The 15932-nt window shown below is 61.4% G+C and carries 12 protein-coding genes; 4 read left to right on the forward strand and 8 right to left on the reverse strand.

Annotated elements, in window-relative coordinates; translation table 11 throughout:
- The first annotated feature begins 63 nt into the window (after positions 1 to 63).
- Complete coding sequence (yjgA, locus tag GVN17_RS02930; protein ID WP_166593714.1) at positions 64 to 585, forward strand: ribosome biogenesis factor YjgA; 522 nt, start codon at positions 64 to 66, stop codon at positions 583 to 585.
- 135 nt (positions 586 to 720) lie between these two features.
- Here the strand turns inward: yjgA and tldD are convergent, their stop codons facing one another.
- From tldD to mreB, 8 genes are all read right to left on the reverse strand, one after another.
- Positions 721 to 2160 (reverse strand): metalloprotease TldD, encoded by a 1440-nt coding sequence (tldD, locus tag GVN17_RS02935; RefSeq protein WP_166593715.1) that lies wholly within the window; start codon positions 2158 to 2160, stop codon positions 721 to 723.
- A gap of 2 nt (positions 2161 to 2162) precedes the next feature.
- On the reverse strand, positions 2163 to 3014 hold the full coding sequence (locus GVN17_RS02940) for a carbon-nitrogen hydrolase family protein (RefSeq protein ID WP_166593716.1): 852 nt from the start codon (positions 3012 to 3014) through the stop codon (positions 2163 to 2165).
- A 191-nt stretch (positions 3015 to 3205) separates the two neighbouring features.
- Positions 3206 to 7021 (reverse strand): YhdP family protein, encoded by a 3816-nt coding sequence (locus GVN17_RS02945; RefSeq protein ID WP_166593717.1) that lies wholly within the window; start codon positions 7019 to 7021, stop codon positions 3206 to 3208.
- Between the two features lie 202 nt (positions 7022 to 7223).
- Entirely contained in the window at positions 7224 to 8681 is a 1458-nt protein-coding gene (gene rng / locus GVN17_RS02950) for a ribonuclease G (RefSeq protein WP_166593718.1), read from the reverse strand.
- Positions 8678 to 9289 (reverse strand): nucleoside triphosphate pyrophosphatase, encoded by a 612-nt coding sequence (locus tag GVN17_RS02955; RefSeq protein WP_166593719.1) that lies wholly within the window; start codon positions 9287 to 9289, stop codon positions 8678 to 8680. The genes rng and GVN17_RS02955 overlap by 4 nt, the downstream gene beginning before the upstream one ends.
- A gap of 174 nt (positions 9290 to 9463) precedes the next feature.
- Complete coding sequence (mreD, locus tag GVN17_RS02960; protein ID WP_065990112.1) at positions 9464 to 9955, reverse strand: rod shape-determining protein MreD; 492 nt, start codon at positions 9953 to 9955, stop codon at positions 9464 to 9466.
- Entirely contained in the window at positions 9955 to 11091 is a 1137-nt protein-coding gene (gene mreC / locus GVN17_RS02965; protein ID WP_218576083.1) for a rod shape-determining protein MreC, read from the reverse strand. The genes mreD and mreC overlap by 1 nt, the downstream gene beginning before the upstream one ends.
- A 219-nt stretch (positions 11092 to 11310) precedes the next feature.
- Positions 11311 to 12348, reverse strand: coding sequence for a rod shape-determining protein MreB (mreB, locus tag GVN17_RS02970; protein ID WP_020292894.1), 1038 nt, complete (start codon positions 12346 to 12348; stop codon positions 11311 to 11313).
- Positions 12349 to 12555: 207 nt separating this feature from the next.
- Here mreB and gatC point away from each other — a divergent pair, with 207 nt between their 5' ends.
- The 3 genes from gatC to gatB are packed head-to-tail and all read left to right on the forward strand — an operon-like array spanning position 12556 to position 15767.
- Positions 12556 to 12843, forward strand: a complete 288-nt coding sequence (gene gatC, locus GVN17_RS02975) for an Asp-tRNA(Asn)/Glu-tRNA(Gln) amidotransferase subunit GatC (protein WP_166593720.1) — start codon at positions 12556 to 12558, stop codon at positions 12841 to 12843.
- Positions 12844 to 12858: 15 nt separating this feature from the next.
- On the forward strand, positions 12859 to 14310 hold the full coding sequence (gatA, locus tag GVN17_RS02980) for an Asp-tRNA(Asn)/Glu-tRNA(Gln) amidotransferase subunit GatA (protein WP_166593721.1): 1452 nt from the start codon (positions 12859 to 12861) through the stop codon (positions 14308 to 14310).
- 11 nt (positions 14311 to 14321) lie between these two features.
- On the forward strand, positions 14322 to 15767 hold the full coding sequence (gatB, locus tag GVN17_RS02985) for an Asp-tRNA(Asn)/Glu-tRNA(Gln) amidotransferase subunit GatB (RefSeq protein WP_256665045.1): 1446 nt from the start codon (positions 14322 to 14324) through the stop codon (positions 15765 to 15767).
- Positions 15768 to 15932 lie beyond the last annotated feature (165 nt).

Genomic DNA, 15932 nt, shown 5'->3' on the forward strand with positions numbered 1-15932 from the left:
GCCAGGCCGGACATTTGGTCCCTGACTGGTTATCATGGCGGCGTTTATTTGCGGACTGCCCCCATGGTTGATTCTTACGACGACTCCTTCGACGGAGAGAAAAGCAAAACCCAGATCAAGAAAGAGCTTCACGCTCTGGTAGACCTGGGCGAACGCTTGACGACATTCAAGCCCGATGTGCTGGCCAAGCTGCCGCTGACCGACGAATTGCGTCGGGCACTGGCCGATGCGCCCAAGCACACCGCGCACATTGCGCGTAAGCGCCACATCTCGTTCATTGGCCGGCTGATGCGCGACCAGAACCTGGACGAAATCCTGGTTCTGCTCGATCAGCTCGACGCCTCCACGCGCCAGTACAACGAGCGCTTTCACAATCTGGAACGCTGGCGCGACCGGTTGGTGGGCGGCACTGACGACGTGCTCGAACAGTTCGTCAATGAGTACCCGGAAGCCGACCGCCAGCAACTGCGTTCGCTGATCCGTCAGGCTCAGCACGAGGCCAAGCAAAACAAAGCCCCGACCGCGACCCGCAAAATCTTCAAATACATCCGCGAACTGGACGAAACCAAGCGCGGATTGCGTTAAATCCGCTGCTCACCTGCTACACGCTGCTCCTGTAGGAGTGAGCTTGCTCGCGATTACGGTGTGTCATTTTCAAATTAAGCGTCTGACATTCCGCAATCGCGAGCAAGCTCACTCCTACAGTGCTTCATTCCCCGCTTACGACCCTGTGCCACCCACAGTGATCGCATCGATCTTCAGCGTTGGCTGACCGACGCCCACGGGCACCGATTGCCCATCCTTGCCGCACGTGCCCACGCCACTGTCCAGCGACAGGTCGTTGCCGACCATCGACACCCGGCTCATGCACTCCGGACCGTTACCGATCAGCGTCGCGCCTTTGACTGGGGCAGTGATTTTGCCGTCTTCGATCAAATAGGCTTCGCTGGTAGAGAACACGAACTTGCCGCTGGTGATATCGACCTGACCGCCGCCGAGGTTGGCGCAGTAGATGCCCTTCTTCACCGAAGCGATGATTTCTGCCGGATCGCTCTGGCCGCCGAGCATGTAGGTGTTGGTCATGCGCGGCATCGGCAGGTGCGCGTAGGACTCGCGACGACCGTTACCGGTACGGGCAACGCCCATCAGCCGTGCGTTGAGCTTGTCCTGCATGTAGCCCTTGAGCACGCCATTCTCGATCAGCGTGGTGCATTCGGTCTGGGTGCCTTCGTCGTCCACGCTCAGCGAGCCGCGACGCCCCGCGAGGGTGCCGTCATCGACAATGGTGCAAAGTTTGGAAGCGACCATTTCGCCCATGCGACCGCTGTAGGCCGAACTGCCCTTACGGTTGAAGTCGCCTTCCAGACCGTGGCCCACTGCTTCGTGCAGCAGCACGCCGGACCAGCCGGAACCCAGTACGACTGGCAGCGTACCCGCTGGCGCAGGAATCGCTTCCAGGTTGACCAGCGCCTGACGCAACGCCTCGCGGGCGTAGCCCATGGCGCGGTCTTCCTGAAGGAAATAGCGGTAATCGGTACGCCCGCCACCGCCATGGCCGCCGCGCTCGCGGCGACCGTTCTGTTCGACGATCACGCTGACGTTGAAACGCACCAGAGGGCGCACGTCCGCGGCCAGACCGCCATCGGTCGACGCCACCAGAATGCGCTCCCAGACCCCGGCCATGCTCACGGTGACTTGCTGAATGCGCGGGTCCAGCGCACGGGTGGCCACGTCGATGCGCTTGAGCAACTCGACCTTTTCGGCGCGGGTCAGGACTTCCAGGGGGTTATCAGGCGCGTAGAGCTGGGCGACGTCCTGGGTGGTGAAGGCTTGCACGCGGCCATTCTGACCGGCGCGGGAAATCGAGCGAGCGGCGCGGGCAGCCTGGCTCAGCGCCTCCGGGGTGATCGCGTTGCTGTAGGCAAAACCGGTTTTTTCACCGGACTGCGCACGCACGCCGACGCCTTGGTCGAGGTTGAAGCTGCCTTCCTTGACGATGCCGTCTTCCAGCGCCCAGGACTCGGAAATCTGGCCCTGGAAATACAGGTCAGCGGCGTCGATTCCGGGACCGGCCAGCTCACCCAGCACCGATTGCAGGCTGTCGATGCTCAGGCCGCCGGGGGCCAGAAGGTGTTCGCTGACAGAGGACAAGTCGCTCATATTCACTCCGGGGTGTTGGCAGGCCGCAAAGCGTCCTGCGAAAAAAATCGCCGATGATTCGTCACCGGCATTCGCGTCCGTATGGACGCTTGTTCTTCACTGTCTCGTTCGGCCAGCAGCACGGCTTCACCCTGTGCCTGCTCAGCCAGCACGCGGCCCCATGGATCTATGATCGCCGCGTGTCCAAATGTTTCCCTTGGCCCCGGATGCACCCCGCCCTGCGCGGCCGCCAGCACGTAGCACTGGGTTTCGATGGCACGCGCGCGCAGCAGGATTTCCCAGTGCGCCGCGCCGGTCACGGCGGTAAAGGCCGACGGCGCGGTGATCAATTCGGCGCCCGCGTCTCGCAACGCGGTGTACAGCTCGGGGAAGCGCAGGTCGTAACAGACCGTCAGCCCCAGTTTTCCAACGGGTGTATCAGCGACCACGACGTTGTTGCCATGAGCATAGTCGTCGGATTCGCGATAACGCCCGCGCGCATCCGCTACGTCCACGTCGAACAGGTGCAGCTTGTCGTAGCGCGCCACCTGTTCGCCCTGATCGTCGACCAACAGCGAACATGCCGTGACTTTGCCCTCTGGCCGGTCTTTCGGCGGCAGCGGCAATGTCCCGGCGACAATCCATAACTTGAGGTCGCGAGCGGCGAGTTTCAACCACGGCAGGATCGGACCCTCGCCAAAGGCTTCGGCGCGGCCAATGGCAGCGATGTCACGACGGCCCATGGCGGCGAAGTTTTCCGGCAACACCGCCAGCCTGGCGCCCGAGGCAGCGGCCTGTTCCAGCAGCTTGCGCGCTTGAACGAGATTGCCCGCGACATCGCTCTGACTGACCATCTGAATCACTGCGAAGGACATGAAACGCTCCTTGATCGGTAGAACTGCACTGTACTCCAACGCGAAGCACGGTGTTCCCTGTAGGAGTGAGCTTGCTCGCGATCCGATGTCTCTGTGACGATTACGTCGACTGATGCGACGCTATCGCGAGCAAGCTCACTCCTACAGCCCATGTATCAGCCCAATTCATGATGGACGCCAATGGCTTCTGCCTACTGCGGCTTTTCAAACGGCTTGTCGAAAGTGATTTTAGGCTCTTTCCACGGACCTTCGACCTTGTATTGCACACTCGCGAAACGCGCGACGCGGTCACCCAGCAGCTTGTCGACCAGGAACAGCGCACCGCCAATCGCAGGGGCGCCGACGATCAGCGCGGCAATCGGCAGGTTGTTGGTCACCGGCAGGGTCACGAGCAGTTTGGCATCGACCCGGTCACGCACCATGTCCAGTGTACCGTTCAGCTCCAGGTTGCTTGACGGACCAATCATGGTGATCGGGTCGCGGGTCACGTACACCCCATCGCTGGCCACCAACAGGCCTTTGACACGGTCGTAACTCAGCCCTTTGTTCAGCAAGTCCGAGAAATCCAGTCGCAGACGACGACCGATGGAGTTGAAGTTGAGCAGGCCGAACACCCGCAACGCCTGCGCCCCACCCTCCACTTCAACGAACTGGCCATTTTTGAGCGTGGCGTCGAGGCTGCCGGAATACCGCTTGAGCCCCACCCACGCAGGCGAACCCGGCCAGCGGCCATCGGCATTCATCTCAAATTCCTGACTGGTCACCGTCGGCGCAAAACCCCATGCCTTCAGCACATCGGCGAGGTTTTTCCCCGCCACCTGGCCTTTGAACCAACTGCTCGTCGAACCCGGCGTGCCTTCCCAGCCGCCGTTGCCCACCAGCGAAATGCCCTTAAGACCCAAGTCCATGTCATTCAGTTGAAGGCCTGCAGGCGTGGGCCGAGCCTTCAATGTCCAGGCCCCCACCAGTTGATCCCCCTGAAACAGCTGGGTGATCTTGATGTTCATCGCAGGAATATTGTGCGGATCGACGTCCGCCAACGGGTCAGGCGCGTTTTCCACCACGGCGGCGTTCGGGTCCGGCGCAGGCAAACGGACGTACAGCAGGTTGATGTCAGCGGGTGTTGACTTGTCGTCTGGCAGCGTCGCCGTGCCCTTGATCTTTGCGCTGTCCAGCGACAGGCCCCAACTCGCGTCATTGCGCTTGAGCTGCACGTTGGCTTGATCCAGCGTCGTGCCCATGGCGGTCAGCTTGCCAATCTGCAGATCAACGCTGTTGACCAACTGTTTGGCGCTGCCCCCCGGATCGTTACCTGCATAGCGCTGAACCATCGCCTGCCACGGCGCGATGTCCAGTTCGGGCAGCGAGCCGCGTACACGCAGGCCCTTGCTGTCCGGAATGATCGCCCCGCCCTCGCCAATGAACAGCTCACCCCGGCCGTCCTCGAACTTGCCGCCGGGGGCCGCGAAGGCAAAATTGGCCAGGTTGCCATAGCCCACGCCGATGCGCCGTTCGGCCCCTTGCAGATTCATACGAAAATCGGTGTCGCGGGTCTCATCGGCGGTTTTGCCGAACGGCGCAGGCAAGTCAATGGCCACGCCCTTGAGGTTGGAATTGATCAGCAGCGGGCTGTCGGCGCCATTCAGCGTCAGTTGCAACTGGTACGGCATATCCCCGGACACTGGCAGCGGTTGAGTGACGTTCAGCCAGTCCGTCAGGCGTTTGGTCGCGATCTGGCTGCTGGCCGTGATGCGCGTCAGCGGCGCCCCCGGCTTGCCTTCGGCGAATATTTCGGCATTGACGGGCTTGTCGAACGCCATGGCCTTGATGTTCTTGCCGCTCAGGCCCTTGGCGTAATCGAAACGGAAATTGCCCTTGAGCTGGGTCAGATCAAGCACCGGGTCAGGCAGCCGCAAACGGGCACTGTCGGTGTTGAAATCCACAGCGACCTTGGGCTCCTGGCCCTTGACCAACGGGATGTCCAGATTGATATGCCCTTGCAGCGGCCCTTCCGCTTGCCAGCCGTTGAAGGTCTGGGCGGTGCCGATGGGCGCTTCCTGCAGAATCTTCATGCCGTCTTGCAGGCTGCCGTTGAAGTCACCGTCCACCAGCAGATGACTCGATTGTCCCGACGGCACGTGAGGCACGTCCACCGCCACGTTGTTCACCTGAGTGCCGAGCAACTGGCCTTTGGTGGCTCGAATACGCACCCCGCTGTTCTCGACGAACACATTGCCATCGACACCGGTCAGCTGCGGCCAGCCGGGCTGGAATGCAAGATTGGCGTTCCGTACCTTGAAGAACAGGCTGATGACGCGCGCCACGTCCTGCGCATCGTGATTCAGCGAGCCCTGATACTGGAAGAAGCTCTGTTCGACGTTGCCGCTGAGAATGGCCGTGCGCAGCCAATGATCAAGCGACGGGCTGAGCACCGCAGGCAGGTATTTGGACGTGTAGCGACCGTCGGCATCCACCAGCCCGACGCGCAGGTCCATGTAGTCTTCCTGAGCCTGATCGAAATGCAGGCGAATCAGGAAATCGCTGGCGATCTTGCCCTCGTCACCGACCACCTTGATGTACGGGGCGATCAGCGTGAACCCCTGATCGTCCAACGCCCAGGTCAGGCGTGCATCGGCGTGGTGATAATTCCATTCGTTCTTGAAGATCGGGTCCAGGTGCAGCATGAAATCGTCGGCGTTCAGGCGCAGTTCGCCCTGCCCCAAGTCGCCACTGATGGCGCCGCTGACATTTCCGGCCGCAGGCGCGCCGTGATAGGCGTCGAAACCGACCTTGTCCAGATTGGCAGCAAAGCTCAGACGCTTGGCGCCCTCGGCCTGCGGACGATAATCGACCAGCACGTTGCGCAGGCCGCCGGTGACGTTCAGGTGATCGAGCACCACCATCAGCTTGTCAGGCAACGGTGCGAGCGAGTCGAGCAGCGGCGTCACCGGCGTCAGATCCAGACGATCAGCCTGTACGTTCCATAGCTCTTGTGCGTCGGACGTCGCCGCCGTCTGCTTGAGCTGGAGTCGGCTTTCCCAGCGCTTGCCGCCAAGGTCCATGGCCAGGGAACTCACCGACACATTGAAACCAGCGTCATCGCGCTGAAGCCATGCGTTGAGGGCCAGGTTGTCGATCTTCGTGGCCTTGCGGGCGGCATACGCCCCTTTGAACTGTGGCGCATTGAGTCGGACCACGGCGGATTGCAGTGTGCCCTTGCCCCACGTCAACCAGAACTCGCCACCGGCCTTGAGGGTCTTGATCTTCCACCCTTGGGTCACGCTCTTGGGCAGCCACTTGGACCACTCGCTCTGAGGCAGGCTCAGGTAAGCCTCGGCCTCCGCGTCCCGCCACGCGCTGGCGCGGATTTTAGAGCGTACGTTCAGCGACAGCGGCTGGCCATCCGGCAGCGTCACCTTGGCATCAAGACGCTGATGGAAGCGCCCGGTCTTGAGGGTCATGCTGGCGTAAGTCAGGGTCAGCGGAGCTTGCTCATAGGGCTGCAAGGTGATCTGACTGTCGAACAGCGACAGGGTCGAGATCATCTGCATTTGCGTCAGCACCTGTTCAGGGTCGAACGGCTTGTCATCCTGCACCGGTAAGCCCTGGAGGGCCCAGTGCCCGTCCTTGTCTTCTTTGAGCCCCACTTGCAGCCCATCGAGTTCAAGCCGCGCAATACGCACCTGCCGCGCCTTGAGGCTGGCCCACAGGTCCGGCACCGCACGCACATGGTCCAGACGCACCGAGGCAGAACCCTGGCCTACCATGACGTCCCGCGCTGTGAAAATCGGCGCAAAGCCGCTCCAACTGCCTTCGAGACGTCCAATGCTGACGGGCATACCCACCGCCGCCTGCGCCTTGACCTCAACATCTGCACGGTACTCGGCGACCATCGGCACCAGTTGGCGGCCGAGGCTGACGTACAGCGCGATCAACACCAAAACCAGGGCGCACACGCTCAGGCCCCAACGCGTCAGGGTCGCGAGGAAACGTGTCAGACGCTCCATGTCGCCGAGCCTCCAGGCAGCGCGCCCTTCAAAGGCATCCGGCTCAGTCGTGCGGTTACGGGTAGGTCCGGGAAGTGCTCATTCGCCACGCAAAATTCTCTTTGAAAGGCATCCTTGCCATCCGCCCGTCAATAGGCTCGGTTGTCTGGTCAACGACCGCGCGGCGCAAGGCGCGGCGGTTCAAGCGGTGTTTTGAGCCCAATCAGAGCAGCACAACGTCATATTGTTCCTGGGAATACATGGTTTCGACCTGAAAACGAATGGTCCGTCCAATGAACACTTCCAGCTCGGCGACGTTGCCAGACTCCTCGTCAAGCAGCCGATCCACCACTTTCTGGTTGGCCAGCACCCGATACCCCAACGCCTGATAGGCCCGCGCTTCGCGCAAGATTTCGCGGAAAATCTCGTAGCAGATGGTTTCGGGGGTTTTCAGCTTGCCGCGCCCCTGACAGCTGCTGCACGGCTCGCACAACACCTGCTCCAGACTCTCGCGGGTACGCTTGCGGGTCATCTGCACCAGGCCCAGCTCGGTGATACCGATGATGTTGGTTTTCGCGTGATCCCGCTCCAGCTGCTTCTCCAGCGTGCGCAACACCTGACGCTGATGTTCACCGTCTTCCATGTCGATGAAATCGATGATGATGATCCCGCCGATATTCCGCAGGCGCAGTTGCCGGGCAATGGCCGTGGCCGCTTCCAGGTTGGTCTTGAAAATCGTCTCTTCGAGATTGCGATGGCCAACGAACGCGCCCGTATTGACGTCGATGGTGGTCATCGCTTCGGCTGGGTCGATCACCAGATAGCCACCGGACTTCAGAGGCACCTTGCGCTCCAGCGCTTTCTGGATTTCGTCTTCGACGCCATACAGGTCGAAAATCGGCCGCTCGCCGGGGTAGTGTTCGAGACGATCGGCAATTTCCGGCATCAGCTCGGCCACGAACTGCGTGGTCTTCTGGAAGGTTTCCCGGGAGTCGATGCGGATTTTTTCAATTCGCGGGCTGACCAGATCGCGCAACGTGCGCAGGGCCAGACCCAAATCTTCGTAAATGACGCTGGCCGGGCCGATGGTCTTGATCTGCTCGCCAATCTGGTCCCAGAGGCGGCGCAGATAGCGGATGTCCATCATGATCTCATCGGCCCCGGCGCCCTCGGCTGCCGTGCGCAGGATGAAACCGCCCTTCTCCTTGATCCCTTCCTTGGCCACGCAATCGCTGACGACCTGTTTGAGCCGCTCGCGCTCGACTTCGTCTTCGATCTTCAGGGAAATCCCGACGTGGGCCGTGCGCGGCATGTACACCAGATAGCGGGAGGGAATCGACAGCTGAGTGGTCAGGCGTGCGCCTTTGCTGCCGATCGGGTCTTTGGTGACCTGCACCACCAGGCTCTGGCCTTCGTGCACCAGCGAACTGATGGTTTCCACCGCCGGGCCTTCGCGCATGGAGATTTCCGAGGCGTGAATGAACGCCGCTCGGTCCAGGCCAATGTCGATGAACGCCGCCTGCATTCCCGGCAGCACACGCACAACTTTGCCTTTGTAAATGTTGCCGACGATCCCGCGACGCTGGGTGCGCTCGACATGGACTTCCTGCAAAACCCCGTTCTCAACGACGGCCACGCGCGACTCCATCGGCGTGATGTTGATCAGAATCTCTTCACTCATGGTTTTTCACCTTCCAGGCATTGCCAGCAGGGTATGCCAAAACGCTGGAGGATTTCTGCGGTTTCGCACAAGGGCAGGCCGACGACGGCGGAATAACTGCCACTGAGGTTTTCCACGAACACGGCGCCCAGCCCTTGAATGCCGTAACTGCCGGCTTTGTCCCGTGGCTCACCACTGGCCCAGTAGGCACGGGCCTCTTCGGGGGAAATCGGACGAAAACGCACGCGACTGCTGACGACACGTGTTTCACAGCGCTGCTCATCGACCACCGCAATGGCGGTCAACACCTCGTGTTCGCGATTGGACAGCGCAGCGAGCATGGCCAGAGATTCGGCTTTGTCAGCAGGTTTGCCGAGAATGCGACCGTCGAGAACCACTGCCGTGTCAGCGCCGAGAACGCAGGCGGTGGGGTAGGCGGGGTCGTTGGCCAGTTGCAGCAAACCGGCGTCAGCCTTGCCACGGGCCAAGCGCTCGACATAAGCCGTCGGGGTTTCGTTGGGGAGCGGGGTTTCGTCGATGTCGGCGCTGAGCGTGGTGAACGGCACTCCGATCTGCGTCAGCAATTCACGACGGCGCGGGGAGCCGGAGGCGAGAAGAAGTTGGGGCATGGGACGTCTCCGTGTCAGTGATCTTCAGCTTAGCCAGCGCCACTCCTGTGGGAGCGGATTCATTCTGGGCGGCATTCCGACGAAACGCCGGTACAGCCGATAGAGATGTGTCGCCGGACAAATCGCATCGCGAATGAATTCGCTCCCACAGGGTCCTGCCCGCAGCCTGCTATTTCAATTAATCTTCAAACGCAACCGCAACCCGCGCAAGCCGTAGCTCACCCACGGCCAGAGCAACGCGCTGACCAGCGCAGGCAACACCAACGCCAGGGTCGGCTGGCGGTTGCCGGTCAGGGCGCTGAGCCACAGCTGAACCAACTGCGCCAAGCCGAAGATCACCAGAATCACCAGGCATTGCTGCCACATCGGGAACATCCGCAAGCGTTGTTGCAACGACAGGACGAGGAAGGTGATCAGCGTCAGGATCAACGCGTTTTGCCCCAGCAACGTCCCGTAGAGTACGTCTTCAGCCAGGCCGAGCATCCACGCGGTAACCATGCCGATCTTGTGCGGCAAGGCCAGGGCCCAGAACGCCAGCAGCAACGCGAGCCACAGCGGGCGAAAGATTTCCATGAATTGCGGCAGCGGCGAAACGCTGAGCAGCAGGCCGATGGCGAAGGTCAACCAGACCACCCAGCCATTACGTGCAGGGGCATGACGCGCCATTATTCTTCCCTCTCATGCGTTGCCGCAGGGGCAGGCGCTGGCGTGGCCGGTCTGGTCGCAGCGGGCTTGGCGGGCGGCTTGGCCGGTGGTTTGCTCGCGGGCTTGGCCGGGGTGGCGGCTGGCGTCGCAGCGGGCGTCGTTGCAGGCGCCGCGGCCGGGGCTGACGACGTGCTGTGGCCCGTCGCAGCGGATTTCGGCACGGTCGCTGGGACAACGGGTTTGTTCGGGGTCGCGGCCGGCGCAACGCCTGGCACGGTGGCAGACGGCACGGCAGACGGATCAGCGGCCTGACGGTCCAGTGATTCCTGCTGTTGCGCAGCGTCGGCGGCGCGCTCTTCCGGCGAACGGCCATCGGAGAACACCAGCAACAGGTAACGGCTGCGGTTCAGCGCGGCGGTCGGCACGGCGCGAACGATCGCGAATGGCTGGCCGGAGTCATGAATCACTTCCTTGACCGTCGCCACCGGGTAACCCGCCGGGAAGCGCTGACCCAGACCGGAACTCACCAGCAGGTCGCCTTCCTTGATGTCGGCGGTGTCCGCCACGTGCCGCAGCTCAAGGCGCTCCGGGTTCCCGGTGCCGCTGGCAATCGCTCGCAGGCCGTTGCGGTTCACTTGCACCGGAATACTGTGGGTGGTGTCGGTCAGCAGCAACACGCGGGAGGTGTACGGCATCAACTCGACCACCTGCCCCATCAGGCCACGGGCATCGAGCACCGGTTGACCCAGCACCACGCCGTCGCGCTCACCCTTGTTGATGATGATGCGATGGGTGAAGGGGTTAGGGTCCATGCCGATCAGCTCGGCGACCTCGACTTTTTCGTTGACCAACGCGGACGAGTTCAGCAACTCGCGCAGCCGAACGTTCTGCTCGGTCAGTGCGGCCAGCTTCTGCAGACGCCCCTGGAGCAGCAGGTTTTCAGTCTTGAGTTTTTCGTTTTCGGCAGCGAGTTCGGTGCGGCTGCCAAACTGGCTGGCAACGCCTTGATACAAACGTTCAGGCAGGTCGGCGATCCAGTAGGACTGCATCAGCACCAGCGACATCTGGCTGCGAACAGGTTTGAGCAGGGTGAAACGCGCGTCCACGACCATGACGGCCACGGAGAGGACGACCAGCACCAACAGACGAACGCCCAGCGACGGGCCCTTTGAGAAAAGCGGTTTAATGGGCCGCTCCTTCCAGGGATGCTTGTGTTTGGCTGTGCTTATTCATGCGACATGAAACCGGCCTGGTGCGGATTGACGGAAAGAAGGTGTGCCAGCCTTGCAGCGTCAAGAGAAGACGTCAACAGGTCAGGCACAAACGGGCAGCGCCGGAAGCGCCACCCGTTCGACAGCATGGAGCCATCCGGCGAGTTATTCGCTGGAGAGCAGGTCCATGGTGTGCTTGTCCATCATTTCCAGCGCACGACCACCGCCACGAGCGACGCAGGTCAGCGGGTCTTCGGCGACGATCACCGGCAGACCGGTTTCCTGGGCCAGCAGTTTGTCCAGGTCACGCAGCAAGGCGCCACCACCGGTCAGCACAAGACCACGCTCGGCGATGTCCGATGCCAGTTCCGGAGGGGATTGCTCCAGCGCGCTTTTCACGGCCTGAACGATGGTTGCCAGGGATTCCTGCAACGCTTCCAGCACTTCGTTGGAGTTCAGGGTGAAGGCACGTGGGACACCTTCGGCCAGGTTACGGCCGCGTACGTCGACTTCACGCACTTCGCCACCTGGGTAGGCGGTACCGATTTCCTGTTTGATGCGCTCTGCGGTGGATTCACCGATCAGGCTGCCGTAGTTACGGCGCACGTAAGTGATGATCGCTTCGTCGAAACGGTCGCCGCCCACACGTACGGATTCGGCGTAAACCACACCGTTCAGCGAGATCAAGGCGATTTCAGTGGTACCACCACCGATGTCGACGACCATCGAACCACGGGCTTCTTCGACCGGCAGACCGGCACCGATGGCAGCGGCCATTGGCTCCTCGATCAGGAACACTTCACGTGCACCAGCGCCCAGGGCCGATTCGCGAATAGCGCGACGCTCAACCTGGGTGGACTTGCACGGCACGCAAATCAATACGCGAGGGCTTGGCTGCAGGAAGCTGTTTTCGTGCACTTTGTTGATGAAATACTGGAGCATCTTTTCGCACACGCTGAAATCGGCGATGACGCCGTCTTTCATCGGACGAATGGCAGCGATGTTGCCCGGGGTACGGCCCAGCATACGCTTGGCTTCCATCCCGACAGCAACGACGCTCTTCTGATTTCCGTGGGTCCGAATGGCCACAACCGATGGCTCGTTCAGGACAATACCGCGCTCACGCACGTAAATAAGGGTGTTGGCAGTGCCCAGGTCGATGGAAAGATCGCTGGAAAACATGCCACGCAGTTTCTTGAACATGGGAAAGGGACCCTAGGGAACGCGTGGGTAAAAAAGTGCGGCAAACTCTAACAACGACAGGGATTTTGGGCAAGGAGCCAATATGCTAAATTGGCTGTTTTTCCGAGCACTACCCTCGACGATCGCGGCCTTATGACCGTCAAAATCGCGTAGTGTTCCGCAATCTGACGTACGGCTCATTCCGTGCGCCTTCCACTGGAGAACCCCATGGCGCTTGATCGCTCCGACGTGGAAAAAATCGCTCATCTGGCCCGACTGGGGCTCAATGACGCCGATATCCCGCGTACTACCGAAGCACTGAACAGCATTCTTGGGCTGGTTGACCAGATGCAAGCGGTGGACACCACCGGCATCGAACCACTGGCGCACCCGCTCGAAGCCTCGCAACGCCTGCGTGTAGACGCGGTTACCGAGGTCAATCACCGCGACGCCTATCAAGCCATCGCACCAGCGGTCGAAGACGGCCTTTATCTGGTTCCGAAAGTCATCGACTAAGGGAATGAGCCTGCAATGCATCATATGACTCTGGCCGAGATCGCTCGCGGACTCGCCGACAAACAGTTTTCTTCCGAAGAACTGACCCGCTCCCTGCTGGCGCGCATTGCGCAGCTGGACCCGCAGATCAACAGCTTCATTACCGTCACCGAAGACCTCGCCATCACTCAGGCACAGGCCGCTGACGCCCGCCGTGCCGCTGGCGAGAATGGCGCGCTGCTGGGCGCACCGCTGGCGCATAAAGACCTGTTCTGCACCCAGGGCATCCGAACCAGCTGCGCCTCGAAGATGCTCGACAATTTCAAGGCGCCGTACGACGCCACCATCGTCGCCAAGCTGGCGGCGGCGGGCACCGTGACGCTGGGCAAGACCAACATGGACGAATTCGCCATGGGGTCGGCCAACGAATCCAGCCACTACGGCGCCGTGAAGAACCCGTGGAACCTCGAACACGTGCCGGGCGGTTCGTCCGGTGGTTCGGCGGCTGCGGTGGCTGCACGTCTGTTGCCTGCCGCTACCGGCACCGACACGGGCGGTTCGATCCGCCAGCCTGCCGCGCTGACCAACCTGACCGGCCTGAAACCGACCTACGGTCGTGTGTCGCGCTGGGGCATGATCGCCTACGCGTCGAGCCTGGATCAGGCCGGCCCGATGGCACGCACGGCCGAAGACTGCGCCCTGCTGCTGCAAGGCATGGCCGGTTTCGACATCAATGACTCCACCAGCATCGACGAACCCGTGCCGGATTACAGCGCCAGTCTGAATGGCTCACTGCAAGGCCTGCGCATTGGCGTGCCGAAGGAATACTTCAGCGCGGGCCTCGACTCGCGTATCGCCGATCTGGTCATGGCCAGCGTCGACGAGCTGAAAAAGCTCGGTGCCGTGGTCAAGGAAGTCAGCCTGCCAAACCTGCAACACGCGATCCCTGCTTACTACGTGATCGCCCCGGCAGAAGCTTCTTCCAACCTGTCGCGTTTCGACGGCGTGCGTTTCGGCTACCGCTGCGAAGACCCGAAAGACCTGACCGACCTGTACAAACGCTCCCGTGGCGAAGGCTTCGGCCCGGAAGTGCAGCGCCGGATACTGGTCGGTGCCTACGCGCTGTCCGCCGGTTACTACGACGCTTACTACCTGCAAGCGCAGAAGATCCGTCGCCTGATCAAGAACGACTTCATGAATGCGTTCAAGGACGTCGATGTGATCCTCGGCCCGACCACGCCAAACCCGGCCTGGAAAATCGGTGCCAAGAACGCCGACCCAATTTCCGCGTACCTGGAAGACTTCTACACCATCACCGCCAACCTTGCGGGCCTGCCGGGCCTGTCGATGCCAGCCGGTTTCGCCGACGGCTTGCCGGTAGGCGTGCAACTGCTCGCGCCGTACTTCCAGGAAGGCCGCTTGCTGAACGTTGCTCATCAGTACCAACAGGTCACTGAATGGCACACCCGTACACCAGCGGGCTTCTAAGGAGAAAACACATGCAATGGGAAGTCGTCATCGGGCTGGAGATTCACACCCAGCTCACCACCCAATCGAAGATTTTCTCCGGTAGCGCCACCACGTTCGGCTCCGAGCCCAACACCCAGGCCAGCCTCGTTGACCTGGGCATGCCCGGCACGCTGCCGGTGCTGAACAAGGAAGCCGTGCAGATGGCGGTCAAGTTCGGCCTCGCCATTGACGCCGAAATCGGCCAGCACAACGTGTTCGCCCGCAAGAACTACTTCTACCCGGACCTGCCGAAGGGCTATCAGATCAGCCAGATGGAATTGCCGATCGTCGGCAAGGGCCACCTGGACATCACCCTCGAAGACGGGACCATCAAGCGCATCGGCGTCACCCGTGCCCACCTGGAAGAAGACGCAGGCAAGAGCCTGCACGAAGATTTCAGTGGCATGACCGGCATCGACCTGAACCGCGCGGGCACTCCGCTGCTGGAAATCGTGTCCGAGCCGGACATGCGTTCGGCGAAAGAAGCGGTGGCCTACGTCAAGGCGATGCACGCGCTGGTTCGCTACCTCGGCATCTGCGACGGCAACATGGCGGAAGGCTCGTTGCGCTGCGACTGCAACGTGTCGATTCGCCCGAAAGGCCAGGTCGAGTTCGGTACTCGCTGCGAGATCAAGAACGTCAACTCGTTCCGTTTCATCGAGAAGGCGATCAACAGCGAAATCGAACGCCAGATCGAGCTGATCGAGGACGGTGGCAAGGTCATTCAGCAAACGCGCCTGTACGACCCGAACACCAACGAAACCCGCGCCATGCGCAGCAAGGAAGAAGCCAACGACTACCGTTACTTCCCCGACCCAGACTTGCTGCCGGTGATCATCGAGGACGCGTTCCTCGAACAAACCCGCGCCACCCTGCCGGAGCTTCCGCCGCAGAAACGCGAGCGCTTCCAGTCGCAGTTCGGCCTGTCGCTGTACGACGCCAGCGTGCTGGCCTCCAGCCGCGAGCAGGCGGACTACTTCGAGAAGGTCGTGAGCATTGCAGGCGATGCGAAACTGGCCGCCAACTGGGTCATGGTCGAGCTGGGTTCGCTGCTGAACAAGCAAGGCGTGGAAATCGACGAGTCGCCGGTCAGCGCCGAGCAACTGGGCGGCATGCTGCAACGCATCACTGACAACACCATCTCGGGCAAGATCGCCAAGATGGTCTTCGAGGCGATGGCCAACGGTGAGGGCAGTGCGGACGAGATCATCGAGAAGCGCGGCCTGAAGCAAGTGACCGACAGCGGTGCCATCGAGTCGATTCTTGACGACATGCTGGCGGCCAATGCCGAGCAGGTCGAACAGTACCGCGCGGCGGATGAAGCCAAACGCGGCAAGATGTTCGGCTTCTTTGTCGGGCAGGCCATGAAAGCGTCGAAAGGCAAGGCCAACCCGGGTCAGGTCAACGAGCTGCTCAAACGCAAGCTGGAAGGTTGATGCAAAGGCGCTGATCCGGAACTTTCGACATCAGGGCCGGCCAAATCGCGAGCAAGCTCACTCCTACAATGGAATACGTTGCCCTTATAGGAGTGAGCTTGCTCGCGATGACGTTTGAGTGTCCTCACGCTTTGCGTGGGAGCACATTTCAGGACGCTTTGCGTC

The organism is Pseudomonas sp. SLFW, assembly GCF_009905615.1.
GTDB classification, from domain to species: domain Bacteria; phylum Pseudomonadota; class Gammaproteobacteria; order Pseudomonadales; family Pseudomonadaceae; genus Aquipseudomonas; species Aquipseudomonas bambusae.

What these genes read in the sequence shown, in the direction of transcription:
- yjgA (WP_166593714.1), top strand. Translation starts at nt 64, where the DNA reads ATGGTTGATTCTTACGACGACTCCTTCGACGGAGAGAAAAGCAAAACC.
- tldD (WP_166593715.1), bottom strand. Translation starts at nt 2,160, where the DNA reads ATGAGCGACTTGTCCTCTGTCAGCGAACACCTTCTGGCCCCCGGCGGC.
- GVN17_RS02940 (WP_166593716.1), bottom strand. Translation starts at nt 3,014, where the DNA reads ATGTCCTTCGCAGTGATTCAGATGGTCAGTCAGAGCGATGTCGCGGGC.
- GVN17_RS02945 (WP_166593717.1), bottom strand. Translation starts at nt 7,021, where the DNA reads ATGGAGCGTCTGACACGTTTCCTCGCGACCCTGACGCGTTGGGGCCTG.
- rng (WP_166593718.1), bottom strand. Translation starts at nt 8,681, where the DNA reads ATGAGTGAAGAGATTCTGATCAACATCACGCCGATGGAGTCGCGCGTG.
- GVN17_RS02955 (WP_166593719.1), bottom strand. Translation starts at nt 9,289, where the DNA reads ATGCCCCAACTTCTTCTCGCCTCCGGCTCCCCGCGCCGTCGTGAATTG.
- mreD (WP_065990112.1), bottom strand. Translation starts at nt 9,955, where the DNA reads ATGGCGCGTCATGCCCCTGCACGTAATGGCTGGGTGGTCTGGTTGACC.
- mreB (WP_020292894.1), bottom strand. Translation starts at nt 12,348, where the DNA reads ATGTTCAAGAAACTGCGTGGCATGTTTTCCAGCGATCTTTCCATCGAC.
- gatC (WP_166593720.1), top strand. Translation starts at nt 12,556, where the DNA reads ATGGCGCTTGATCGCTCCGACGTGGAAAAAATCGCTCATCTGGCCCGA.
- gatA (WP_166593721.1), top strand. Translation starts at nt 12,859, where the DNA reads ATGCATCATATGACTCTGGCCGAGATCGCTCGCGGACTCGCCGACAAA.
- gatB (WP_256665045.1), top strand. Translation starts at nt 14,322, where the DNA reads ATGCAATGGGAAGTCGTCATCGGGCTGGAGATTCACACCCAGCTCACC.